The organism is Pseudomonas oryziphila (assembly GCF_003940825.1).
GTDB lineage: Bacteria > Pseudomonadota > Gammaproteobacteria > Pseudomonadales > Pseudomonadaceae > Aquipseudomonas > Aquipseudomonas sichuanensis.
On record NZ_CP034338.1, the window covers coordinates 1,640,185 to 1,664,708 of the forward strand.

A 24,524-nucleotide genomic window follows, 5' to 3' on the forward strand; every position below is an offset into this window, starting at 1 on the left:
GCGTTTGCGGCTATCCTTGGCGCCTTTTCACGCCAACCCGCAGGGCCCCCCCATGAAAGACCAGTTGCTCGAACTCATCCGTCTCATCGCTGCCGGCTGCATGCGCGATGAGGATATCGAGCGCATCGCCGACGAGGCCGCCCAGGCTTACGCCGACCCCGCCGCCTTCCTTGCTGCCAACCCAGACATCAATTACGACGATACCTTCCCGTTCCCGCTGGGCGAATGGGTGGTGGTCGGCAGCCTGCCCGACACTGTGCTGTTCCAGGCCGACAGCTACCAGGACCTGTTTCAGCAGATCAGCGATTCGTTCGACAAGAGCGTGCCGTTCACCCTCAAGCCCAAGCAACTGGTACGTACCGAGCCGTTGACCGCGCTCAACCGCATCCAGGTGCAGATGGGCGCGCTGAACAAGGAAGCCGGCGGTTATGTGCTGCTGAACTTCAGCCAGTTGCTCGACGACGAGTTGCAGGTGGTGATGGTGGGGCAGAGCGACCTGGCGCGGGTGCTGGAGCTGGGCGCTGCGGTGGGGATCAAGGTCGAGCCGGCGCTGGAAGCGTTGAAGGTGGCTGTGCACGTCTGAAACCTGCGTCGCTCTTTTCGCGGGTAAACCCGCTCCCACAGGTACTGAGCTGGCCTCAGGCCCTGTACAAAACCTGTGGGAGCGGGTTTACCCGCGAAATGGCCCTGAAGGCAGTTGTCAGTTTCAACCCAACGCGGTATCGAGAAACATCATCACCGCAAACCCGCCCATCAACCCCAGTGTCGCCGAGGTCTGGTGGCCGTTGCGGTGGGTCTCCGGAATGACCTCGTGGGACACCACGAAGATCATCGCTCCCGCCGCCAGGCCCATGCTGATCGGGTAGGCCAGGGCGAAGCCGGTGGAGATGCCCAGGCCGATCACCGCACCCAACGGCTCCATCAGGCCGGAGCCGATCGCCACCAGCGCCGCCTTGAAGTTGGACAGCCCCGTGGCGCGCAGGGCCAGGGCGACAGCCAGGCCCTCGGGAATGTCCTGGATGGCGATGGCGCTGGTCAGTGGCAGGCCGATGCTCATGTCGCCGTTGGCGAAACTCACACCGATGGCCATGCCTTCGGGCAGGTTGTGCAGGGTGATGGCCAGCACGAACAGCCACACCCGGCTCACCCGCTCGGCTTGCGGGCCACAGGGGCCCGTGCTTTCGTGCTCGTGCGGGGTGAAACGGTCGAGGCCGAGCATCAGCAGCACGCCCAGGCCCATGCCCAGCACCACGGTGAAGGCTGCGGCCGGGCCGTTGCCGGTGATCTCGCGGGCAGCGTCGAGGCCGGGAAGAATCAGGGAGAAGGAACTGGCGGCGAGCATCATGCCGGCGGCAAAGCCGAGCATCACGTCCTGGCTGCGCGCGCTGACGTCGCGCAGCACCACCGCCAGCACCGCGCCCAGCGCGGTGGCCGCAAAGCCGGACAGGCCGCCGAGGGTGGCCAGGGGCAGGTGGTCGGCATGATCGCCATTGAGCGCATTCCAGATGCTCGCCAGCAGCAGTGCGATGATGGCCAGCAGGCTCAAGCCCAGGCCGGCGCTGAGCCAGGGTGTGGTGCGGGCCTGTTGCCGCCAGGCGCCGAGTGGCGAGAAGGGGGCGGCGTTGTGGTTGTGGGCTGGGGGCATGCGGACCTCGAAGCGATGAATGCTGCCAGTCTATCCACTGACTGGCCCGTGGGACCAAGGATTCCCCTCTATCGAGGCCATAGCCAGCTATGCTCTGGCTCACATTCACCACACGGGAGCGGCGGCATGGGCTCTACTTTCAACGGGCTGGTCGGCCTGGTCATCCTCGCCCTGGACATCTGGGCGGTGCTGAACGTACTCAAAAGCAGCGCCGAAGTCGGTATCAAGGTGTTGTGGATCCTGCTGATCGTGCTGCTGCCGGTGCTGGGGCTGATCATCTGGGCCATTGCCGGCCCGCGGGGCAACCTGCGGATCTGATCACCTGATACCGCGAAAAGCTGGCATCAGCAGTTACAATTTGCCGACGACAAGGCCTATCCTGCCATAGCCTGTGACGGGCGCTATCGACAAAATTTTCACACTCGATTTTCGAGAATCCGCGCCGCACAATACCGCCCTGGTCCGGCGCCATGATCGATGGCAAGGCCTGGCTGTCGGCGATTTCGCCCTTTTCGCAAACCCGCAATCCTAGGACCTCTCCATTCATGGCTATCACGGACGCCCTGAAGCAAGGGGGCGCGCGAGGCTCGTTCTCGCCGACCCTGAAATCCCACCTGGCCTATACGCTGCTCAGCGGCCTGGTGATCATGCTGATGCTCAGCCTCGTGCGCCTGGCGCTGCTGGTCTACAACAGCGACATGATCGGCGACACCCCTTACTCGACCGTGGCCGAAGGTTTCCTCAACGGCCTGCGCTTCGACCTGCGGGTGGTGGTGTACATCAGCATTCCGCTGCTGTTGGCCCTGCTCAGCCCCTGGCTGATGGCCCGGCGTGGCCTGTTCCGCTTGTGGCTGACCATCGCGTCGAGCGTGGTGATGTTCCTCGGCCTGATGGAGATGGATTTCTACCGCGAGTTCCACCAGCGCCTGAACGGCCTGGTGTTCCAGTACATCAAGGAAGACCCCAAGACCGTCATGAGCATGCTCTGGTACGGCTTCCCGGTGGTGCGCTACATCCTGGCCTGGCTGGTCGGCACCTGGCTCTTGAGCCTGCTGTTCAAGGGCATCGACCGCCTGACCCGTGGCGGTAACGCCAGCCTGCAAGGCGCTGGCGCGCGCACCGTGGCGCCTTGGTACGGTCGCCTGGTGGTGTTCGTGGTCATCCTGCTGATCGCCGTGGTGGCCGCCCGTGGCACCCTGCGCCAGGGCCCGCCCATGCGTTGGGGCGATGCTTTCACCACTGACTCGAACTTCGTCAACCAGCTTGGCCTGAACGGCACCCTGACCCTGATCGATGCCGCCAAGAGCCGCTTCGGTGAAGACCGCGCCAACATCTGGAAAGCGACCCTGGACCAGAACCTGGCCACCCAGAGCGTGCGCGACCAACTGCTGACCCCGCATGACACCCTGGTCGATGCCGACGAAGCGGCGATCCGTCGCGACTTCGTGCCGCCCCAGGAACGCACCCTGCCGATCAAGAACGTGGTGGTCATCCTGATGGAGAGCTTCGCCGGGCATTCGGTGGGCGCCCTGGGCAGCGAGACCAACATCACTCCGTATTTCGACAAGCTGGCCAAAGAGGGGCTGCTGTTCGACCGCTTCTTCTCCAACGGCACCCATACCCACCAGGGTATGTTCGCCACCATGGCCTGCTTCCCCAACCTGCCGGGCTTCGAATACCTGATGCAGACCCCGGAAGGCGGCCACAAGCTGTCCGGCCTGCCAGCGCTGCTCAGCGCCCGCGATTACGACGACGTCTACGTCTACAACGGTGACTTCGCCTGGGATAACCAGTCCGGGTTCTTCGGCAACCAGGGCATGACCACCTTCATTGGCCGCAACGACTTCGTCAATCCGGTGTTCTCCGACCCGACCTGGGGCGTTTCCGACCAGGACATGTTCGACCGCGGCAACGAAGAGCTGGCCAAGCATGACGGCAAGAAGCCGATCTATGCCCTGCTGCAGACGCTGTCCAACCACACCCCGTACGCACTGCCCAAGGACCTGCCGGTCGAGAAGGTCACCGGTCAAGGCCGCCTGGACGAGCACCTGACCGCCATGCGCTACTCCGACTGGGCGCTGGGCCAGTTCTTCGAGAAGGCGCGCAAGGAGCCGTACTTCAAGGAGACCCTGTTCGTCATCGTTGGCGACCACGGCTTCGGCAACCACCAGCAGGTCACCGAGCTGGACCTGGGCCGCTTCAACGTGCCACTGCTGCTGATTGCCCCGGGTATCCAGGACAAGTTCGGCGCGGTCAACCACACCGTGGGCACCCAGGTCGACATCGTGCCGACCATCATGGGCCGCCTCGGTGGCCAGGCCCGCCACCAGTGCTGGGGCCGTGACCTGCTCAACCTGCCGGAAGGCGACCAGGGCGTGGGTATCATCAAGCCGTCGGGCAGCGAACAGATCGTCGGCCTGGTGCAGGGTGACCGTATCCTCATCGAGTCCAAGGACATGAGCCCGCGCATGTACCGTTACCAGCTGGGCCGTGAGTTCAAGGCCGAGCTGATCGACAGCCCGGACGAGTCGCAGTTGCAGAAAAAACTGGAGGCGTACATCCAGACCGCGACCAAGAGCTTGCTGGACAACACCGCTGGTGTGGTCCATGGCACGCCGAAGTAACTAAGTCGCTGCATCGAAAAAGCCCGCCCTGACCCGGCGGGCTTTTTTTATCAGGTTTCATGCTTGGGGCTGAACAATTGCCCCCTTGTCAGGGTCAAGCTAGTACGCAGTTTCACTCACCGTAGTGGTAGCGAGGGCTGATCGATGAAAGAGTGGGAAGTGCGCTTTGCTGACCAGAAGGGCGAACCGCAATCGCTGTTGCTCAACGCCGAGCAGCGCCCCAGCGAGGAAGATGCCGCACGGGCGATTCGCTCCCGTCTGTTTCCGCTGATGGATGAACTGGACCTCAACGATTTTCAGGACCGCAGCTTTTCCCCGACGGCGCGTTGGCTCAAGGAGCAGAACGGCGTCACCATCACCGCTATTGACGAAGCCCCCTGAATAACGGGTTTCTGGCGAGGTGCCGGCTCAGGCACTACGCTGCTTGAAGACGTGGGCCTATTCTGCGGGTCCGCGTCGTCTTCATTCTCGTTTTGCATCAGCTCTAAACGCCAGGCAGGTCTCAAGTGCCAGGTGAGTGCGTTGTGCACGGAAAGTCTATCCATTGCATTGCAGGAGGACGTTTCATGAGCAGCCTGAACGACGATATCAGCAGCAGTGTTCTTAGCCAGATGAAAGCTGGCGGTTTTGACTTCACCCGCATCCACCCCATTGAGTTCTATGCCGTTTTCCCCGACGAGGCCTGCGCGCGCCGGGCGGCGGGGCAGTTCCGTGGGGAGTCGCTCAGTGCCCAGGTGAGCGAGCGCGACGATGGCGCCTGGCACCTGGAACTGAGCAAGGTCATGTATGCCACCTACGGGGGGATTGGCGCTTTCGAGGCATCGTTCGAACGCGTCGTTTCGCCTTATGGCGGCGAGGTCGAAGGCTGGGGCGTCAAGCAGGAGCGGCCGATCGCCTGAGACCTGCAGGAGCGCCCCGGCAAGGCCGCTCCTGCAGTCAGCGCAAGGTCGGCTTCACTGTTTACGCCCCGCCATATGTTTCAGATACGCCAGCAACGCATCGAGCTCCTGCTCGTTGAGCACCTGCGTGGAAAACCCCGGCATCCTTGCCTGCGGCCACCGCCGCAGGCTCTGCGGGTCGCGGATGTACTGGCGCAGGAACGCCGGCTGGAAATACTCGGTGGGGTTGTGCGGCAGGTTCAGGTCCGGGCCGAATTGCGCGTCGCCTGCGCCATTGAGGCGGTGGCAGGCCAGGCAGTTCTGCTGGAACAGGGCGAAGCCCTGGCGCACCGGGTCGTGCTCAGGCAACGCGGGGGCGGGCAACAGGGCAGGGAAGCGTACCTCCACCGCAGCCAGGCGGCGGATCGTGGCGATCTGGAACGGCCATTGTTCGGGGCGGATACCGCTGGCCCGGGGGTTGGTCCAAACCAGGTAGAACGGCCCGGCGCTCGGCTTGCCGGCGGCGAGCGGCGGCCAGCCATGGGCGGGATCTTCGATGGCCAGCCAGGCCTGGGCCGGGCCGCTTTGCAGCAGCGGAGCCGCCGGCATTTCGGCGGCGAAACCATCCAGGGCCACGGCTTGCAGGTGATCGGCTGCGCTCACCCCTTCGAGCAGCGCCGCCAGCGGCACGGCGCGGTAATGCACCGTGCGTTTGTAGGCCACATCCTGTTCGATGATGATATCGCGGGCTTGTGGGTGGTGGAGCAGTTGCTCGCTCTGCCATTGCCGGTGCTTTTCGCCCAGCTCCAGGTTCAACTGCGCCGCCGAAAGCGGCGGTGTGAGCAACAGGCAGAGCAGGGCGAGGTACAGGCGCATGGGGGTCTCCAACCATCAAGGTTGGCAGATTACCCGTGCATAACCTGCAAAGGCCACAGCCGCCGTCAGCCAAACAGCCGGGTGAGGTTCGGCAGAATCAGTAGCAGTGTGGTGGCGAACAGTATGAGCCCGGCTTGGCGTACTTTCGATTGTCTGAACATGGCGGACCGCCTTCTTGTTGTTATTCCTGAATAACCCTTGGCTTCCCTGTCACGCGTCGGGTCGATCGCAGTGGCGTGGTAAGACGCCGTCGCTGCTTGCCTCGTGTTTTGTCGATATACAACCAACAGTAGGGCGCGCGTCAGGGATGTTTCAGAACCCTTTGTTCTATTGGATTTTGCATTGATATCCGAGGGTTTTAAGGCCACTGGCCACCTCGCTGGCACGCTCTGGCTAGACGAGTGCGCGCAGGGGGTTACCGAGGGTTACAGGGCCTACCGTTCGTCCGGACATCCTACTTGCTTGTGCTGATATTTCGCGTCAGTCTTTACAGCAAATCCCACCCACATGTCGTTCAGGACTACCGCTATGTCGTTACGCATCTGCATCCTTGAAACCGATGTCTTGCGACCGGAGCTGCTCACGCAGTACCAGGGCTACGGAAGGATGTTCGAGCAGCTGTTTTCGCGTCAGCCGATCGCTGCCGAGTTTGACGTGTTCAACGTCATGAACGGCGACTACCCCCCGGACGGCGTAGCCTTCGATGCTTACCTGGTCACAGGCAGCAAGGCCGACTCGTTCGGCGACGACCCCTGGATCCAGACTCTCAAGGCCTACCTGCTCAAACTTTATGAGCGCGGCGAGAAGCTGCTGGGCGTGTGCTTCGGCCATCAACTGCTGGCCTTGACCCTCGGTGGCAAGGCCGAGCGCGCCGACAAGGGCTGGGGTGTGGGTATTCATCGCTACAGCCTGGCGGCCCATGCCCCGTGGATGGACCCGCAAGTGTCCGAGCTGACCCTGCTGATCAGCCACCAGGACCAGGTCACCCAGCTGCCCAAGGATGCAACGGTGATCGCCTCCAGCGATTTCTGCCCGAACGCCGCCTATCACATTCGCGACCAGGTGTTGTGCTTCCAGGGCCATCCGGAGTTCGTCCACGACTATTCCCGCGCATTGCTCGATGCGCGCCAGGATTACCTGGGTGATGAGGTCTATCAGAAAGCCGTGGCCAGCCTGGCCAGCGAGCACCAGGGTGACCTGGTGGGCGAGTGGATGCTGCGCTTCATCCAACAGCCGGCCAAGTCGAAGCCTGACGCCGCCTGATCGATCGCGGGGCAAGCCAGCTCCCACGGAGGCCGTGGGAGCTGGCTTGCCCCGCGATGCGTTCTACAGCCAGCCCGAACGCTTGAAGCTGTAGAACAACCCCGCACACCCCAGCCCGATCACGCTTAGCACGGCAAAATAGCCGTAATGCCAGCCCAGCTCCGGCATGTTCTGGAAGTTCATCCCATAAATTCCGGCAATCGCCGTGGGGAACGCCAGGATTGCCGCCCAGGCCGCGAACTTGCGCTGGGTGATGCTCTGGCGCGATGACTCCAGCAGCATGCCGATCTCGATGGTCTGGCTGGCGATGTCGCGGATGCCGGCCAAATCCTCCATCTGCCGCGTGACGTGGATCTGCACGTCGCGAAAGTAGGGGCGCATGTTCTTGTCGATGAACGGGAAGTTCAGGCGCTGCAGCTCCTCGCTCACCTCGACCATCGGCGCCACGTAGCGGCGCAGGCGCAGGATGTCGCGGCGCAGGCTGTGCAGGCGCTGGATATCCTCTTCCTTGAGCGAGTTGCTCAGCACGCTCTGCTCCAGCTCTTCGATTTCGCCGTGGATGGCTTCGCTGACCGGCTGGTAGTTCTCGGTGACGAAGTCGAGCAAGGCGTACAACACGAAATCTTCACCGTGTTCGAGCAGCAGCGGGCGCGCCTCGCAACGCTGGCGCACCAGGGCATAGGATTTCGAATGGCCGTTGCGGCAGGTGATGATGTAGCCGTTGCCGGCAAAGATGTGGGTTTCGATGAATTCCAGCCGGCCCTCGTGGCGCACCGGGGAGTAGGTGACGATGAACAGTGCGTCGCCGAAGGTTTCGAGTTTCGGCCGGCTGTGTTTTTCCAGGGCGTCTTCGATCGCCAGCTCATGCAGGCCGAACTGACGCTGCAGGTTGGCCAGCTCCTCGGCATTGGGCTCTTCAAGGCCGATCCAGACGAAATGCCCGGGCTTGCGTGCCCACTCGGCGCCTTCATCGAGGTTGATGTTGGTGACTTTCCTGCCGGCGCTGTACACCGCAGACGCGACGACTCGACCCATGGTTGCCCGCTTATTCGGTTGAACACGACGGACAGCTTGGGCTGTGTAAGCGATTGGGGCAACCCGTGGACATGAAGATTTGCGCAGGCCCTAGGCCGGCAAGCCGCGGCGCCCACAGAGTGGCGCACGCGGTCGAGGTGGGAGCCGGCTTGCCGGCGATGGGCCCTAGAGTCAGGCTCAGTTGCCGGGCAGCTCGTTTTCCATATGGTCGATGCAATGCTGCATCTGCGCCTGGCACTGCTCGATCACGGCTGGCAGGTCCTGCTGGGTCAGGCCTGCGGTGGCGATCGGCGCCAGCGAGCGAATGATCACCGTGCGCCGGCGCCAGCTGTTCAGGCCCATGCGCCGCGTGTAACGGCTGACGCACACCGGCACGATCGGCACACCGGCTTCGAGGGCCATGTGGAACGCGCCTTTCTTGAACGGCAACAGCTGTTCGCCCGGGTTGCGCGTGCCCTCGGGGAAGACCCAGATCGAGGTGTCGTGCTGCAAGGTGCGGGTAGTCGCCTGCAGGGCCTGGCGTGCCTGGAAGACGTTTTTACGGTCTATCAGCACGTTGCCGCCCAACCAGAACAGCTGGCCGAACAGCGGCACCCAGCCCAGGCTTTTCTTGCCGATGGCCACGGTGCGCCGCGGTACCACCTGGCCAATGATGAACAGGTCGTAGTTGGACTGATGGTTGGCAATGATCACGCAGCCCGGGGGCTGGTCCCACAGCGGGCCGACCTCGGCCTTGACCTTGATGCCCATGAACCAAGCGGCGGGCACGCTGTAGAGGCGGGCGAACAGGCGGCTGTTGTCGGGGTTGAACGGGCGCAGCAGGCCGATGACCAGGCCAAGCACTCCCACGAGCAGGAAATGCAGCCCCAGCAGGAGCATGCGAAGCAGATAAAGCATGGTACGACTCACACAGAACGATCGCGGCGCAGTGTACGGACGTGCACTGTTGGCGGCAAATGCTGTGGGAGGCTTGATGTCCTGTCTGTAGGAACGGCCCGACAAGGCCGATCCCACAGGCGTTCCGGGCAGCCAATCAGCCCAGGTGGTTCTGGTCCGACAGGATGGCCTCGTCCAGCACCTCCAGCAGGCCTTTGCGCACCTTCAGCTTGGTGTTCTTGTGCGCCAGCATGTTCAGCTTCTTCATTTCGCGGGCGACCGCGGTGGCGGTTTCCAGCAGTTGCTCGGCCGGCACCACCTTGTCGAGGAAGCCAGCGTCCACCGCGCCCTGCGGGTCGAACACCTCGGCATTGTTCACCGAACGCTGGAAGGCTGCACGGCTCAGGCGGTCACGGGCCAGTTCGATACCGGCATGGTGCATGGTCATGCCGATCTGCACTTCGTTCAGGCAGATCTTGTAGGGGCCTTCGACACCGATGCGGTAGTCGCCCGACAGCAGCAGGAAGGCGCCCTTGGCCACCGCGTTGCCTGGGCAGGCGACGATCACCGGGAAGGGGTGCGAGAGCAGGCGGCGGGCCAGGGTGGAGCCAGCGGTGACCAGCCCGACGGCTTCTTTAGGGCCGGCGGTCATCACCTTGAGGTCGTAACCGCCGGAGAGAATGCCCGGCTGGCCGGTGATGATCACGATTGCACGTTCCTCGACGGCGCGGTCGAGCGCGGCGTTGAACGCCTTGATGACCTCCGGCGAGATCGCGTTGACCTTGCCGTTGTTCAGGGTCAGGGTGGCGATGCCGTCTTCGGCGTGGTAGGTAATCAGCTCGCTCATGGCAGAGTCCTTAGGGGGGCGTGGCGACGACGTTACCCAGCGTCGCCTGCCAGGTAAAGCACCAAGGCTGACCGGTTGGTCAGCGCCAGGCCGCTACCCCTCGCGCCATCGGGCCGGCGCATCTGCGGCAGGTAAAAGCGCAGGCCACAATGGCAGCTTTGCCTTGATAACCGAGAGAATTCGGCTGATTGGCTTAAGCGCATGAAAATTCTGAAAAAAATGCTTGCCAAAGAAAGACTCTTCTACTAAATTAGCGCGCCTCGACAGGCTAAACAGCTTGAAGAGAAACGGTGAAGTGTCCGAGTGGTCGAAGGAGCACGCCTGGAAAGTGTGTATACGAGAAATCGTATCAAGGGTTCAAATCCCTTCTTCACCGCCACATTCTACGAGAAGCCCCCGAATCGAAAGGTTCGGGGGCTTTTTGTTTTGGCTGATCCGAAAGCCCCATGAAACCCTGTGGGAGCAACTGTCTTATGTTGTCAGTGCTGGCCTCATCGCTGGCAAGCCTGCTCCCACAGGTACGATGCTTGCCTCGAGGTTAGCGCGGCCCATGTGGGAGCGGGTTCACCCGCGAACACCGGCAGCGCCGGTGCCATGCTGCGCGGTGCTTGCTTCGCGGGTAGATTGCAGCGGCGAACCGCCGCTTCCACAGAAGGCGCTTTGCGTCAGAAACTCACCGAAGCCGACAACCGCGCAGTACGCGGAGCGCCCTGGAACAAGTAGTTGTCCCCCAGGTAGTCGCCCACGTCGCGCCAGTAGCGCTTGTCGAACACGTTGTCCACGGTGAGGCGCAGCACCGTGTCGTAGCCGCCGATGCGGGTGCTGTAACGGCTGCCGAGGTCGAACACGGTGTAGCCGCCGACTTCGACGTTGCCGGCCTGGCTGGCATATTTGCTGGCGCTGTAGCGCGCGCCGCCGAGCAGCGCCAGGCCTGGCACGGGCAGGGCGTAGTCGGCGTGCAGCGCGGCGCGCAGGCGTGGCACGTTGATCGCCTGATGGCCTTCATAGGCGTCGGTGCCGCTGTCCTGCACCCGGGCGCGGATCGCCGCGGCACTGGCCTGAACCTGCAGTTTCGAGGTCACCCAGCCGCTGGCGCCCAGTTCCAGGCCGGTGTTCTTCTGCTGGCCTTGCTGCACATAGGTGAAGCTGCCGTCGTCCTGCGGCTGCGCGTACTGGTAGGCCTGGCGGATCTGGAACAGCGCGGCACTGAAGCTCATGCCCTGCCAGTCGCGCTTGATACCCACTTCCAGCTGGCGCGACAGGGTGGGGGCGAGGATCTCGGCGGCGTTGCTGGCGAACCAAGGCGCCGTGCTGCCACTGGAAAGGCCTTTGGAGTAGCTGGCGTACAGCGTGGTATCCGCCTGCGGCTTGTAGATCAGCGCGGCGTTGGGCAGCAACTGGTACTGCCGGGTATGCCGGCCGGCGATGCCGTTTTCATCCCAGGTCTTCTCGTCCAGGCGCACTTCGCGAGCGCCGATCACGGTCTGCCAGTGTTCGTCGAAGGTGATGCGGTCGCTGACGAACAGGCCGTACTGGCGGCTGTCCAGGCGGCGTTCGCTGTCGCCGATGGGCTTGTCGGACGGCGCCAGCGCCGGTGCACCGGTGTAGATGTTGCCCGTGCCCAGCCACTCGTTGTAGTACGGGCGCTGGTCGAGGGTGCGCCGCTGGGCGCTGGCACCAACCGTCAGTTCGTGGCCCACGCCGAACGCGTCGAAGCGGCCATCGAGCATGGCCTGGGCCTCGTCGGTGCGCCGGGTGTCGTCCGGGCTGCGGAAGTCATAGATGTCGTAGTCGCCGTTGCTGGCAAAGAACGCGCCTTCACTGGAGCCCCAGGCAAACGCGCTGTAGTCATCGATCACCACCTTGCTGCGCGACGCGCTCAAGGTGCCGTTCCAGTCATCGTTGAAGCGGTACTTGAAGCGCCCACCCAGGTTCAGCGAGTCGTTCTGCACCGGCTTGGCCCACTGCTGCCAGGCCAGGTGGTCCTTGGGGTCGACATCGTGCGGCAGTTGGCTGCCGCCCAGCAGTTGGTAGCCCGGCACCGAGTACTGCTCGCGGTGCTGGTATTCAGCATCCAGTTCCAGCACGGCGTCGGGGTTGATCTGCCAGTCGGCGGCCAGCGAGGCGAAGTCGCGTTTGCCGTCGGCATGGTCGACATAGCTGCGGATGTCTTCATGGGCCAGGTTGACGCGCAGGCCGAACTGGCGCTCGGCGCCGAACCAGCCGCCCAGGTCGGTGGCCAGGTAGCGTTCGCCCTGTTCGTTGCTGGAAACGCTGAGGGTGCGCACGTCTTCCGTGCGCTTGGTCACGTAGTTGACCAGCCCGCCAGGCTCCGACACGCCGCTTTGCAGCCCCGAAAGTCCCTTGAGCAACTCGACCTGCTGCTTGTTCTCCAGTGCCACGTTCTGCTCACCGGCGATGGTCTGGCCGTTGATCCGGTAACTGCTGGCGGCATTGAGCTCGAAACCGCGCACGTTGAAGTTCTCGTAGTAACCGACCGGCGCATAGCTTTCACCCACCGAGGCGTCGCTCTGCAGCACTTCGCTCAATTTGCGCACCTGGCGGTCGTCGAGCAGCTGGCGGCTGAACACGCTGACCGCCGCCGGGGTATCGAGCAGTGGCGCATTGTGCAGCCCGCCGACCTGCGCCTCGCGGGCCTGGTAGCCATCACTGCCGTACACCTCGGTGACCTTTACCGGCGCCAGGGTCACGCTGTCTGCTGCCAGGGCATGGGCGCCGTGCAGGGCAAGGCCAAGGCCGAGCAGGCCAAGGGGCAGGCGGGGGCGAAGCGGGGTCATGCGGGGCTCCTTGAAAATACCGACGCCGCCGTTATCGGTCGGCGGCGGTCGGCAGGGCAGGTGTCGGGCAGGGCTGACCCGCCGGCGTTGCGCCGGTCAGGCGGATGCAAAAGGGCGCCATGTTAACAGGCGCGCACGGGCAAGTGCCTGCAAACGCAGGCACTCAGGGAGAAAACGTATGGGGCCCGGGTGAATTCAGGCGGCGACTGGCCGTTGATGCCGGCGCCAGTTGTCGTCGATCTTCGACCAGGTCTTGCCGTCGGTGATGGCCAGCAGTTTGCGACCATCCTTGAAGGTGGCGATGAAGGTCACTTCGTCCTCCTTGCCACCCAGCAGCAGGCCGGCAAGCAGGCCGACCGGCCCGGCCACCAGTGCTCCGGCCATGCCCCAACCCAGGGCGCCGCCGAGGCTGCGGGTCGATTCCAGGTTGGCCAGTTTCAGCTCCTGGATGCGTGTGAGGGAAATGCGCTCGCCAGGCGAGGGGCTGCGCGGGGTCTTGAGTGTGAGCGCTCCATTGCGATACTCGCCTTCACCTTGCAAGAAATCGCCGGATTGCACCGTGAGTCTTGTCATCGTGTCGTCCTGTCGGGAAAGGGCATTTGACCAACGCCTAATGAGCGCCGTGGGCGCGGGCAAGTCAACGGCCAGGCGACGGAGGGTCGTGCGGCCGGTTGTCGCGCAGTAAAGCGCCTAAACGAAATGATGCTTCGAATGAACATCAAGTGGTCGCGTTTTCATAAGTAAACTTCGAGCGGATGAATAAAAACCACTGAGTCATTAATTGGGCTCATGGTTTTGCCCAGGTTTTCCGGGGTAATAACAGTTTGCGCAAATAAGGGCGTGGCAGTGTCGGTGTTCACAAACGAAAAAGTTCTGTCAGAAAACGCTGGACAGAAAGTTTCACTTTGTGTCAGTTTTTTTGCGCCTCATAAGGGCGAGTGACAGGATGAACTCGCCAAGTGGGAGACTCCTGTCTGACATCAACTGCTTGTTCGTAAACAAGGAAGTAACCTGCATGTCGAAAGTCCAAGTTAATGCCAGTGTTTCGGCCACTTCTGCGTTACAACCGCAAGGGCCGAGTGCCTCCGCCGGTTTGATCGACCGTTTCGCCCATCAGTACGATCGCGGCGGCGCCAACATCAACGGCAAAGCGTCCTACACCGTCGACCAGGCGGCCGATTTCATCCTGCGCGATGGCGCGGCCTGGAAAGACCTGAACAAGGACGGCACCATCAGCCTCACCTACACCTTCCTCAACCGCGCACCGTCGGACTTCTACAGCCGCGAACTGGGCAGCTTCAGCCAGTTCAGCAGCCTGCAGAAGGACCAGGCCAAGCTCGCCATGCAGTCCTGGGCGGACGTGGCCAAGGTGACCTTCACCGAGGCGGCGTCGGGCGGCGACGGTCACATGACCTTCGGCAACTACAGCGCCAACGACGGCGGCGCGGCCTTCGCCTACCTGCCGTTCGACCAGCCTGGCTCGCACAAGGGTGAATCCTGGTACCTGATCAACAGCGGCTACCAGGTCAACACCACCCCGGGCACCGGCAACTACGGGCGCCAGACCCTCACCCACGAAATCGGCCACGTGCTCGGGCTGTCCCACCCCGGCGACTACAACGCCGGCAATGGCAACCCGACCTACCGCGACGCCACCTACGCCCAGGACACCCGCGGCTACAGCGTCATGAGCTACTGGAGCGAGAGCAACACCTCGCAGAACTTCGTCAAGGGCGGCGGGCAGTACTACGCCTCGGCGCCACTGCTGGACGATATCGCGGCGATCCAGAAACTCTACGGCGCCAACTACGCGACCCGCTCGGGCGACACGGTGTATGGCTTCAACTCCACCGCCGATCGCGACTTCTACTCGGCCACCTCGGCGTCGTCGAAGGTGGTGTTCGCGGTGTGGGACGGCGGCGGCAACGACACCCTGGACTTCTCCGGTTTCACCCAGAACCAGAAGATCAACCTCAACGAGGCATCGTTCTCAGACGTGGGCGGCATGGTCGGCAACGTGTCCATCGCCAAGGGCGTCACCGTGGAAAATGCCTTTGGCGGTTCGGGCAACGACCTGCTGATCGGCAATGCCGTGGCCAACCTGCTCAAGGGCGGGGCCGGCAACGACATCATCTACGGCGGTGGCGGTGCCGATACCCTGTGGGGCGGCGCCGGCGCGGACACCTTCGTGTTCGGCGCGGTCAGTGATTCGACCAAGGCGGCACCGGACCGGATCATGGACTTCACCAGCGGGCAGGACAAGATCGACCTGTCGGGCATGGCCGCCTTCGCCGTGGACAAGCTGCCGCTGCAGTTCGTCAACGCCTTCACCGGCCATGCCGGCGAGGCGATCCTCAGCTACGACCAGGCCACCAACCTGGGCAGCCTGACCATCGATTTCACCGGAAACAGCCTCGGCGATTTCCTGGTGACCACCGTTGGCCAGGCCGCTGTCACTGACATCGTGGTCTGATGCACGAGGGGGCGGCGTGTGTGCGCCGCCCCTTTTGAGCTGAGGTTGACGCATGCCTTTTTGCAAACCAATGATCGCCGTGTGGGCGATCCTCCTGACGGTGATGACCGAGGTCAGTATGGCCAGCAGCCTGTTACTCCCCAACCCCGCGCAACTGGCCGGGCGTTGGCAGCTTTACCCTGAAAGCCAGCAAGCGCAGGCCTGTGAGTTGCGCCTTGACGCCAACGAAGGCGTGCTGGGCGGCGATCTGGATTGTGTCGCGCAGCTGATCGGCCTGCGTCCCGGCAGTTGGCTGGTAACCCCGGATACCCTGGCTCTGGTGGGCGGGGACGGCAGCAGCGTGGTGCACTTCAGCCGCGAAGGCGCCCTGCGCTATGGCTGGACTGCTCCAGACGGCACGCCGCTGATACTCGAACGCCAGCACCCATAACCCCCGCCCGGCACTTTGCAGTGCCGGGCCAATAAGGGCGAAACATGAAACAACCGAGCCAAAAGCCCGGGGCACCCTTGTGGGCGGCGCTCGGCAACTACAAGTCGACCTTGATCAGCGTTGGCTGTTTTACCGCACTGATCAATGTATTGATGCTGGTACCTTCCATTTATATGTTGCAAGTGTACGACCGTGTACTGAGTTCGCAGAACACCACAACGTTGTGGATGCTGACCTTGATGGTCGTCGGCTTCTTTGTATATATCGGCGCACTCGAAGCGGTGCGCAGTTTCATTGTTATTCGCGTGGGCAACCAGTTGGAGAAAAGTTTCAACCTGAGTGTGTATCGCGCGGCCTTCGAGCGTAACTTGCGCCAGCGTGACGGCGCTGCCGGGCAAGCCTTGAACGACCTCACCCAATTGCGCCAGTTCGTCACCGGGCCTGCGTTGTTCGCCTTCTTCGATGCCCCCTGGTTCCCCCTCTACCTGGCGGTGATCTACCTGTTCAATGTATGGCTCGGAGTGATGGCCACGGTCGGCGCACTGCTGTTGGTCGGCCTGGCCGTGCTCAACGAGCGCCTGACCCATGCCACCCTGGCCGAGGCCAGCAACGTCCAGCAGCAATCGACCATGCTCGCCGCAAGCCAGCTGCAGAGCGCCGAAAGCATCCAGGCCATGGGCATGCTCGGCGCCCTGCGCCAGCGCTGGTTCGCCCTGCACGGGCGCTTCCTCGACCTGCAGAACCGCGCCAGCGACACCTCGGCGGTGATCACCGCCAGCAGCAAGGGCCTGCGCCTGTGCCTGCAATCGCTGGTACTGGGCCTGGGCGCACTGCTGGTGATCGAGGGCCAGATGACGCCCGGCATGATGATCGCCGGTTCCATCCTCATGGGCCGGGTGCTCAGCCCGATAGACCAGTTGATCGCGGTGTGGAAGCAGTGGAGCGGCGCCCAGCTGGCCTACCAGCGCCTGGGCAGCTTGCTGCACGATCACCCCGAGCCGCCGGCGCCCATGCCGTTGCCGGCACCCAGCGGTGCCCTGGCGGTGGAGCAGCTCAGCGCCGGCCCGCCCGGGCGCAACCTGGCCACGCTGGCGCAGGTGAGCTTCAGCCTGGCGCCGGGTGAACTGCTGGGCGTGCTGGGGGCCTCGGGCTCGGGCAAGTCGACCCTGGCCAAGGTGCTGGTCGGCGTGTGGCCGAGCCTGGCCGGACATGTGCGCCTGGATGGCGCCGAGCTCAAGCAATGGGACCGTGAAGCCCTTGGCCCGCACATTGGCTACCTGCCGCAGAACATCGAGCTGCTGCGCGGCAGCATTGCCGAGAACATCGCCCGCTTCGGCGAGCTGGATGGCCAGAAAGTGGTCGAGGCCGCGCGCCTGGCCGGGGTGCATGAGCTGATCCTGCGCCTGCCCCAGGGCTACGACACCCGCCTGGGCGAGGCGGGCGCCGACCTGTCCGGCGGGCAGAAGCAGCGCATTGCCCTGGCCCGCGCGCTGTACGGCAACCCCTGCCTGATCGTGCTCGACGAGCCCAACTCCAACCTCGACAGCCCCGGCGAAGCCGCCCTGGCCAGCGCCCTGATGCAGCTCAAGGCCCAGGGCCGCACCGTGGTGCTGGTGACGCACCGCAGCGCGGCACTGGCCCAGGCCGACAAACTGCTGGTGCTCAACGAAGGGCGCATGCAGGGCTTCGGCCCGGCCCGCGACATTCTCCACGCCCTTGGCCAGGGCCAGGCGCAACGCCCATTGCAGGCCGGAGGTGGCGCATGAGCCGGCATGAGCGCGATGCGCGTTTCCATGTACGCCTGGGTTGGCTGCTGACCCTGGTCGGCTTTGGCGGGTTCATGGCCTGGGCCAGCCTGGCGCCGCTCGATCAGGGCGTGCCGGTGCAAGGCACGGTGGTGGTGTCGGGCAAGCGCAAGGCGGTGCAGTCCATGGCTGCCGGCGTGGTCAGCCGGATCCTGGTCAGCGAAGGCCAGCAGGTGCGCCAGGGCGAGCCGCTGTTTCGCCTTGATCGCACCCAGGTGCAGGCCGATGTCGACGCGCTGCAGGCCCAGTACCGCATGAGCCGCGCCAGCCTGGCGCGCTGGCAGAGCGAGCGCGACAACCTTGGCCAGTTGCAGTTTCCCGCCGAGCTCAGCGCCGATGCCGACCCCAGGCTGGGGCTGATCCTCGAAGGCCAGCGCCAGTTGTTCGACAGCCGGCGCCAGGCCCTGGCCCGCGAGCAGGGCGCCCTGGCCGCCAGCATCGATGGCTCCCAGGCCCAGCTGGCCGGCATGCGCCGTGCCCGCGGCGACCTGCAGGCCCAGGCCGATTCGTTGCGCGAGCAGTTGGACAGCCTGCGCCCGCTGGCCGGCGAGGGCTACATCCCGCGCAACCGGGTGCTGGAGTACCAGCGCCAGCTGTCGCAGGTGCAGCGTGACCTGGCGCAGAACGCTGGCGAAAGCGCACGGCTTGAACAGGTGATCGTCGAGGCGCGGTTCAACCTGCAACAGCGCCGCGAGGAGTACCAGAAAGAAGTGCGCAGCCAGCTGGCCGAGGCCCAGGTGAAAGCGGCGACGCTTGAGCAGCAGCTCAATTCCGCGCGTTTCGACCTGCAGCACAGCGAGATCCTCGCCCCGGCCGACGGCATCGCGGTGAACCTGGGCGTGCACACCGAGGGCGCGGTGGTGCGTGCCGGTGACACTTTGCTGGAAATCGTCCCCCAGGGCACCGCGCTGGAGGTGGAAGGGCGCCTGCCGGTCAACCTGGTGGACAAGGTGGCGCCACAGTTGCCGGTGGACATCCTGTTCACCGCGTTCAACCAGAACCGCACGCCCAGGGTGACCGGCGAAGTGGCGCTGGTGTCGGCCGACCAACTGATCGACGAACGCACCGGCCAGCCGTATTACGTACTGCGCAGCAGCGTCAGCGACGCGGCGCTGGCACGCCTGCAAGGGTTGTCGATCCGCCCGGGCATGCCCGCCGAACTGTTCGTACGTACCGGCGAACGCTCACTGCTCAACTACCTGTTCAAGCCCCTGCTCGACCGTGCAGGCAGCGCCTTGACCGAACAATAAGGACTGCGTGTGAACAAGCTGCAATTGATCGGGCTGCTGGCGGCCTGCGCCTGGCTGCCGACGGCCGCGCAGGCGGCCATGGGGCCGTTCCAGGTTTACGAGCAGGCGCTGCGCCGCGACCCGACCTACCTGGCCGCCTTCAAGGAACACGAGGCCGGCCAGGCCTATCGTGACATCGGCCGCGCCGGGCTGTTGCCGAACCTGTCGTACAACTACAACCGCGGGCGCAACGATTCCGAGGTGTCCTACCTTGGCGATTCTCGGCGCCAGACCGAGGACCGCACCTACAACAGCATGGGGTCGAGCTTCACCCTGCAGCAGCCCTTGTTCGATTACCAAGCCTATTCGAGCTACCGCAAGGGCGTGGCCCAGGCGCTGTACGCCGACGAAAACTTCCGCGATCAGAGCCAGCAACTGTTGGTGCGGGTAATGACCAGCTATACCCAGGCGCTGTTCGCCCAGGACCAGATCGCCATCAGCGTGGCCAGCAAACAGGCCTACCGCCAGCAGTTCCAGCAGAACCAACGGCTGTTCGATGCCGGCGAAGGCACCCGTACCGACATCCTCGAAGCCCAGGCCCGGTTCGAGTTGGCCGATGCCGAGGAGATCCAGGCGCGCAACGAGCAGGATGCCGCGCTGCGCGAGCTGGGCGCGTTGATCGGCGAGCCTGCGGTGCGGGTCGAGGACCTCGCGCCGCTTTCGGCCGGCTTCGTTCTGCCGCCGGTCGAGCCCAGCGGCTATGACGCCTGGCAGGAACGGGCCGTGGCCAACAATCCACAGCTGGCGTCGTCGCGTCAGGCTGTGGAAGTGGCGCGTCAGGAAGTGGAACGCAACCGCGCCGGGCACCTGCCCAGGGTCACCGCGTTCGCCACCTCGCGGCGCCAGGAATCGGACAGCGGCAACACCTACAACCAGCGCTACGACACCAACACCGTCGGCATCGAGGTCAGCGTGCCGATCTTCGCCGGTGGCGCTGTCTCGGCCTCGACCCGTCAGGCCAGCCGGCAGCTGGAGCAGGCCGAGTACGCCATGGACGGCACTACCCGCAGCGCCCTGATCGAGCTGCGCAGGCAGTACAACGCCTGCCAGTCCGGGGCCAGCCGCCTGCGTGCCTACGAGCGAGCGCTGGTGGCGGCCGAGGCGTTGGTGGTGTCGACGCGCAAGAGCGTGCAGGGCGGCGAGCGGGTCAACCTGGATGTGCTCAATGCCGAGCAACAGCTGGCCACCACCCGCCGCGACCTGGCCCAGGCGCGGTATGACTACCTGCTGGCCTGGATCAAGCTGCACTACCAGGCGGGGGTGTTGAGCGAGACGCAGTTGGCGCGGGTGGATGAGGCATTCATCGCCAGCAAGCTGTGACCCCTGTGGGAGCGGCGGTTCGCCGCTGCGATTTACCCGCGAAGATGACACCTCATTGCCTGGCACGGGCTATGCCCGTGTTCGCGGGTGAACCCGCTCCCACAGGGATCGCGTGACCCTGTGGGAGCGGGTTTGCCCGCGAAAGAGACACTGCGGTGCCCGTGTCAGTCGGCGATGAAAGCCATTGGCGGCCTTGAAGGTCAGGCCACCTCCGGCTGCAACTTCACCCGTTTGCGCTCCGCCAACCCCCACACCGCCAGCGCCACGGCGCCGATCACCACCCCGGCGACGACGATCCCGTTCCAGCCATGCCGCTGGAACAACTGCGTCCCCAGCAACGAGCCCAGCGCGCCGCCGATGAAATAGCAGGTGATGTAGCCGGCATTGAGGCGTGTACGCGCTTCAGGGCGCAGCACGATCACCGCATTCTGGTTGCTCACGTGCACCAATTGCACCGCCAGGTCCAGCAGCAGCACGCCCAGCAGCAGCGCCGCCAGCGAGCTTTGCGCAAAGGCCAGCGGCAGCCACGACAGCAGCAGCGCCACCAGGCCCACCGTGGTGCCCAGCGAACCCTTGCCGCGGTCGGCCAGGCGCCCGGCCCAGTTGGCCGCCAGCGCCCCGGCCGCACCGGCCAGGCCGAACAGGCCGATCACTGCGTCGGAATAGTGGTACGGCGGGCTGCTCAGCAGGAACGCCAGCGGCGTCCAGAACAGCGCGAACAGGCTGAACGCCAACAGCCCCAGCAGCGAACGCAGGCGCAGTACCGGCTCTTCGATGAACAGGCGGAACACCGAGCCGATCAGCGCCGGGTACTTGAGCCCGGCATGGCTGCGGTGTTGCGGCAGACTGCGGTAGAGGGCGAGGGCGGTGAGCGCCATCAGCACCGCGGCCAATACGTAGATGCTGCGCCAGCCGCCCAGTTCGGCCATGAAGCCGGCGGCGGTGCGTGCCAGCAGAATGCCCAGCAGCAGGCCGCTCATCAGCGTGCCCACGGCGCGGCCACGCTGGTCCGGGGCGCTGAGGGCGGCGGCCATCGGCACGAGGATCTGCGCCACCACCGAGAACAGCCCGGTCAGCGCGGTGCCGAGGATCAGCCAGGGCAGGCTGGGGGCGCAGGCGCTGATGACCAGGCCGGCGGTGGCGATCAGCACCATGGTCACGATCAGCCGGCGCTGTTCGAACAGGTCACCCAGCGGTGCCAGCAACAACAGGCCGGCGCCATAGCTGAGCTGGGCGGCGATGACGATGGTGCCGGCGCCGGCGGTGCTCAGGCCGAACTGCTCGGCGATGCTGTGCAACAGCGGTTGGGCGTAGTAGTTGCTGGCCACGGCCAGCCCGGTGGCGGTGGCCATCAGCAGGATCAGGGCGCGGCTGAGAGTGGGGGCGTTCATGGTTGTCTCGTGGCAGGCAAGGTGGAATGGCGACAAGTATCAGGAAGTGTCTGGCATGACGCCAATGTATAGTTTTCAGCTTGTCCATCTAAAAAGCAGATAGATCGATGAATCTCAAGCAGCTCGAATACGCCCTGGCGGTGGCCGACACCGGCAGTTTCACCCGCGCTGCCGAGCGCTGCCATGTGGTGCAGTCGGCGCTCAGCCACCAGGTGGCGCGGCTGGAGGCGCAGCTGGGGGTCAGCCTGTTCGAGCGCAGCTCGCGGCGGGTACGCCTGACCCATGCCGGCGAAGCCTTCGTGCTCAGTGCCCGGCCGGCGCTGGAGGCCGCCAGGCGCATTGCCGATGACGTGGCCGCCGCCTGTGGCCAGGTGCGCGGGCGCCTGTCGATCGGTGAAATCAGTTCGCTCACCGCGCTCGACCTGGTCGACCTGCTGGCGGTGTTCCATCGCCGCCACCCGGACGTGGACGTGCGCTGGCTGACCGCCAAGAGCGAGCTGCTGATGGCCGACGTGTGCGAGCGGCGCCTGGACGTGGGGTTTGTTGGTTTGTGGCAGGGCGAAGTGCTGCAGGGCGTGCAGCATCGCCTGCTGGCGCGTGAGGAACTGGTGGCGGTGCTGCCGCCCACCCATGCCTTGGCGGGCAGGGCGCAGCTGGCCCTGGCGGACCTGGCCGCCGAGGTGCTGGTGGACTTCCCCGAAGGCACTGGCGCGCGCCGGCAGACCGACGAAGCATTCCAGGCAGCGGGGTTGGTGCATCGGGTGCAGTTCGAGATCGGCCATATTCGCCTGGTGGAAAAGTTCGTCCAGCGCGGCATGGCCGTGGGGCTGGTGCCGGAGCGGATCGCCCGGGGTTTTGCCGGGGTGGCGGTGGTGCCGTTGCTGGATGCGCCGGTACGGCATTTGTATGCCGTGTGGTCGCCCAGCCCGACGCCGGCGGCGCGGGCGTTTCTGCAGGTGATGGAGCAGAGCCTGGGGGCCGATGGCTGAGTATGTAGCTGCCTGTGCTGGCCTCATCGCCGGCAAGCCGGCTCCCACATCTATTGCCTGATTCCTGTGGGAGCTGGCTTGCCAGCGATTAGGTCTGCCAGGAGACGCGTGTCTCAGGCCGAGAACCCACCATCGGCGGTCAAGCTGGCGCCGGTGATATAGCCCGCCTCCGGCCCTGCCAGATAGGCCACGAAGCTGGCGATCTCTTCCACCTGCCCATAGCGCCCGATGGCCATCAGCGGGATCAGGCTGTCGGCGAACTCGCCGCTGGCCGGGTTCATGTCGGTGTCCACCGGCCCTGGCTGCACGTTGTTGACGGTGATGCCCTGGGGCCCCAGGTCACGGGCCAGGCCTTTGGTCAGGCCGACCAGCGCCGACTTGCTCATGGCATACGGCGCGCCGCCGGCAAATGGCATGCGCTCGGCGTTGGTGCTGCCGATGTTGATGACCCGCCCACCCTGGCCCATGTGTTTCGCGGCGGCCTGGGTGGCGACGAACACGCTGCGCACGTTGACCGCCAGGATGCGGTCGAAATCGGCCAGGTCGAACTCGGCCACCGGCGCCACCGCCAGCACGCCGGCATTGTTGACCAGAATGTCGAGCCCACCGAAGGCCTTGACCGTGTCGGCCACGGCCTGCTGCACGGCAGCGGCCTCGGCGCTGTCGGCGCGCAGGGCCAGGGCCTGGCCGCCGGCGTTATTGATCTCGCCGGCCAGGGCTTCGGCGGTGGCGGCGGAGCTGACATAGGTGAAGGCTACCTTGGCGCCGTCGCGGGCCAGGCGGCGGACGATGGCCGCGCCGATACCACGGGAACCGCCCTGGACCAGGGCTACTTTGCCGCTCAGGGGAAGTGCTTGGGACATGCTGATCTCCAGTATTCAAGCAAGGCAGGTTGCCTTGGATGGGCGCAGTATCGACCGATGATTACCCACTGATAAGATGGTAATCACGATCATCTGAGTAAACCGTTGGTTGAGAATCCAAGCCATGGAATCGTTCAGTCACCTTGAATGCTTTGTTCGCAGCGCTGAAGTGGGCAGCTTTGCCGAAGCCGCCCGGCGCCTGTCGCTGACCCCGGCGGCGGTCGGCAAGAACGTCGCCCAACTGGAAGCGCGCCTGGGCGTGCGGTTGTTCCAGCGTAGTACCCGCAAGCTGACCCTGACCGAGGCGGGGCAACGATTTCTGGGGGAAGTCAGCGACAGCTTGCGCACCATCCAGTACGCCATGGCCAACCTGGCCAGTGCCGAGGGCCAGCCGGCGGGTGTGCTGCGGGTGAGCATGGGCACGGTGTTCGGGCGGCTGTATGTGCTGCCGTTGCTGGGGGAGTTCTTGCGGCGTTACCCGGCGATCACCCCGGACTGGCATTTCGACAACCGCCAGGTCGACCTGATCGGGCAGGGCTTCGATGCCGCCATCGGCGGTGGTTTCGAGCTGCCGCTGGGGGTGGTGGCGCGCAAGCTGACCCCTGCGCACCGGGTGCTGGTGGCGGCGCCGGCGTACCTGCTGCGGCACCCGCCGATCGAGCATCCCAGTGCGTTGGCGCAGCATGAAGGCATCCTGATCCGTTCGCCGCAAACCGGCCGCGTGCGTGCCTGGCCGCTGACCAGCCGTTGGCAGGAGCAGTGCCCGCTGCAATTGCCGCAGAGCATGACCATGAGCGACTCCGATGCCGCCTGCGCCGTGGCCGGGCAGGGGCTGGGGATTGCCCTGGTGAGTTTGCCGTTTGCCTTGCCGTACCTGACCGAGGGCAAGCTGCAGCGCGTGCTGCCGGACTGGTACGTGGACGATGGCAACATCAGCCTGTATTACGCCGAACACAAGCTGTTGCCGGGCAAGACCCGGGCGTTCATCGATTTTGTGGTGGAGCAGTTTGCCGAACAGGGGTTGGCGGGGCGGTTCAATGCGTTGCAATGACCATCGCGGCACTTTGTGGGAGCCGGCTTGCCGGCGATGCAGGCGCCGCAGTCTCGGGCACCGGCTTCGCC

22 protein-coding genes and 1 tRNA gene are annotated in these 24,524 nt (G+C 64.7%); 14 read left to right on the forward strand and 9 right to left on the reverse strand.

Features of this window, described 5'->3' with window-relative positions; all coding sequences use genetic code 11:
- Positions 1-52 precede the first annotated feature (52 nt).
- Positions 53-583 (forward strand): hypothetical protein, encoded by a 531-nt coding sequence (locus EJA05_RS07730; protein WP_125857848.1) that lies wholly within the window; start codon positions 53-55, stop codon positions 581-583.
- Between the two features lie 123 nt (positions 584-706).
- On the opposite strand, the gene EJA05_RS07735 is transcribed toward EJA05_RS07730, so the two are convergent.
- Positions 707-1,645, reverse strand: coding sequence for a ZIP family metal transporter (locus tag EJA05_RS07735; protein WP_125463162.1), 939 nt, complete (start codon positions 1,643-1,645; stop codon positions 707-709).
- A gap of 126 nt (positions 1,646-1,771) precedes the next feature.
- Between EJA05_RS07735 and EJA05_RS07740 the strand changes: the two genes are divergently transcribed.
- The 4 genes from EJA05_RS07740 to EJA05_RS07755 all read left to right on the forward strand — a co-directional run bounded on the left by EJA05_RS07740 (position 1,772) and on the right by EJA05_RS07755 (position 5,168).
- Entirely contained in the window at positions 1,772-1,963 is a 192-nt protein-coding gene (locus tag EJA05_RS07740) for a PLDc N-terminal domain-containing protein (RefSeq protein WP_125463163.1), read from the forward strand.
- Between the two features lie 227 nt (positions 1,964-2,190).
- Entirely contained in the window at positions 2,191-4,269 is a 2,079-nt protein-coding gene (locus tag EJA05_RS07745) for an LTA synthase family protein (RefSeq protein WP_125857849.1), read from the forward strand.
- A 144-nt stretch (positions 4,270-4,413) separates the two neighbouring features.
- Positions 4,414-4,650: a hypothetical protein gene (locus EJA05_RS07750; RefSeq protein ID WP_125463165.1), complete on the forward strand. Its 237-nt coding sequence runs from the start codon at positions 4,414-4,416 to the stop codon at positions 4,648-4,650.
- A 185-nt stretch (positions 4,651-4,835) separates the two neighbouring features.
- Positions 4,836-5,168 carry a ribonuclease E inhibitor RraB gene (locus EJA05_RS07755; RefSeq protein ID WP_110992570.1) on the forward strand — a complete coding sequence of 111 codons (333 nt, stop codon included), beginning with the start codon at positions 4,836-4,838 and terminating at the stop codon, positions 5,166-5,168.
- A gap of 54 nt (positions 5,169-5,222) precedes the next feature.
- Here the strand turns inward: EJA05_RS07755 and EJA05_RS07760 are convergent, their stop codons facing one another.
- Positions 5,223-6,023 (reverse strand): cytochrome c, encoded by an 801-nt coding sequence (locus EJA05_RS07760; protein ID WP_125857850.1) that lies wholly within the window; start codon positions 6,021-6,023, stop codon positions 5,223-5,225.
- 528 nt (positions 6,024-6,551) lie between these two features.
- On the opposite strand from EJA05_RS07760, the gene EJA05_RS07765 reads away from it, so the two are divergent.
- Positions 6,552-7,286: an amidotransferase gene (locus EJA05_RS07765; RefSeq protein WP_125463168.1), complete on the forward strand. Its 735-nt coding sequence runs from the start codon at positions 6,552-6,554 to the stop codon at positions 7,284-7,286.
- 63 nt (positions 7,287-7,349) lie between these two features.
- Here EJA05_RS07765 and EJA05_RS07770 read toward each other — a convergent pair whose 3' ends face one another.
- From EJA05_RS07770 to EJA05_RS07780, 3 genes are all read right to left on the reverse strand, one after another.
- Positions 7,350-8,321, reverse strand: coding sequence for a magnesium and cobalt transport protein CorA (locus EJA05_RS07770; RefSeq protein ID WP_125463169.1), 972 nt, complete (start codon positions 8,319-8,321; stop codon positions 7,350-7,352).
- A gap of 177 nt (positions 8,322-8,498) precedes the next feature.
- On the reverse strand, positions 8,499-9,218 hold the full coding sequence (locus EJA05_RS07775; protein ID WP_125857851.1) for a lysophospholipid acyltransferase family protein: 720 nt from the start codon (positions 9,216-9,218) through the stop codon (positions 8,499-8,501).
- 136 nt (positions 9,219-9,354) lie between these two features.
- Positions 9,355-10,044: a crotonase/enoyl-CoA hydratase family protein gene (locus EJA05_RS07780; protein ID WP_125857852.1), complete on the reverse strand. Its 690-nt coding sequence runs from the start codon at positions 10,042-10,044 to the stop codon at positions 9,355-9,357.
- A gap of 289 nt (positions 10,045-10,333) precedes the next feature.
- Here EJA05_RS07780 and EJA05_RS07785 point away from each other — a divergent pair.
- A tRNA-Ser gene (locus EJA05_RS07785) sits at positions 10,334-10,423 on the forward strand.
- 286 nt (positions 10,424-10,709) lie between these two features.
- Here EJA05_RS07785 and EJA05_RS07790 read toward each other — a convergent pair.
- Positions 10,710-12,842, reverse strand: coding sequence for a TonB-dependent siderophore receptor (locus EJA05_RS07790; protein ID WP_125857853.1), 2,133 nt, complete (start codon positions 12,840-12,842; stop codon positions 10,710-10,712).
- Positions 12,843-13,037: 195 nt separating this feature from the next.
- The gene (locus tag EJA05_RS07795) at positions 13,038-13,415 is read right to left on the reverse strand and encodes a hypothetical protein (protein ID WP_125463173.1); all 378 of its coding nucleotides are present in this window, start codon (positions 13,413-13,415) and stop codon (positions 13,038-13,040) included.
- Between the two features lie 442 nt (positions 13,416-13,857).
- Between EJA05_RS07795 and EJA05_RS07800 the strand changes: the two genes are divergently transcribed.
- Genes EJA05_RS07800 through EJA05_RS07820 form a run of 5 tightly spaced genes read left to right on the forward strand, consistent with a single transcriptional unit; the run spans position 13,858 to position 20,159 of the window.
- Positions 13,858-15,315, forward strand: a complete 1,458-nt coding sequence (locus EJA05_RS07800; protein ID WP_125857854.1) for a serralysin family metalloprotease — start codon at positions 13,858-13,860, stop codon at positions 15,313-15,315.
- A 52-nt stretch (positions 15,316-15,367) separates the two neighbouring features.
- Complete coding sequence (locus EJA05_RS07805) at positions 15,368-15,745, forward strand: AprI/Inh family metalloprotease inhibitor (RefSeq protein WP_125857855.1); 378 nt, start codon at positions 15,368-15,370, stop codon at positions 15,743-15,745.
- Positions 15,746-15,789: 44 nt separating this feature from the next.
- Positions 15,790-17,511, forward strand: coding sequence for a type I secretion system permease/ATPase (locus tag EJA05_RS07810; protein WP_125857856.1), 1,722 nt, complete (start codon positions 15,790-15,792; stop codon positions 17,509-17,511).
- On the forward strand, positions 17,508-18,800 hold the full coding sequence (locus tag EJA05_RS07815; RefSeq protein ID WP_125857857.1) for an HlyD family type I secretion periplasmic adaptor subunit: 1,293 nt from the start codon (positions 17,508-17,510) through the stop codon (positions 18,798-18,800). Before EJA05_RS07810 ends, EJA05_RS07815 begins: the two co-directional genes overlap by 4 nt.
- 9 nt (positions 18,801-18,809) lie before the next feature.
- Complete coding sequence (locus EJA05_RS07820; protein ID WP_374046915.1) at positions 18,810-20,159, forward strand: TolC family outer membrane protein; 1,350 nt, start codon at positions 18,810-18,812, stop codon at positions 20,157-20,159.
- 200 nt (positions 20,160-20,359) lie between these two features.
- On the opposite strand, the gene EJA05_RS07825 is transcribed toward EJA05_RS07820, so the two are convergent.
- Complete coding sequence (locus EJA05_RS07825; RefSeq protein WP_125857858.1) at positions 20,360-21,550, reverse strand: MFS transporter; 1,191 nt, start codon at positions 21,548-21,550, stop codon at positions 20,360-20,362.
- Positions 21,551-21,657: 107 nt separating this feature from the next.
- On the opposite strand from EJA05_RS07825, the gene EJA05_RS07830 reads away from it, so the two are divergent.
- Positions 21,658-22,539, forward strand: coding sequence for a LysR substrate-binding domain-containing protein (locus EJA05_RS07830; protein ID WP_125857859.1), 882 nt, complete (start codon positions 21,658-21,660; stop codon positions 22,537-22,539).
- Between the two features lie 113 nt (positions 22,540-22,652).
- Here EJA05_RS07830 and EJA05_RS07835 read toward each other — a convergent pair whose 3' ends face one another.
- The gene (locus EJA05_RS07835; protein WP_407692095.1) at positions 22,653-23,408 is read right to left on the reverse strand and encodes a 3-oxoacyl-ACP reductase family protein; all 756 of its coding nucleotides are present in this window, start codon (positions 23,406-23,408) and stop codon (positions 22,653-22,655) included.
- 118 nt (positions 23,409-23,526) lie between these two features.
- Here EJA05_RS07835 and EJA05_RS07840 point away from each other — a divergent pair, with 118 nt between their 5' ends.
- A complete protein-coding gene (locus EJA05_RS07840) occupies positions 23,527-24,453 on the forward strand; it encodes a LysR family transcriptional regulator (protein ID WP_125463181.1) in 927 nt (308 codons plus the stop codon).
- Positions 24,454-24,524 lie beyond the last annotated feature (71 nt).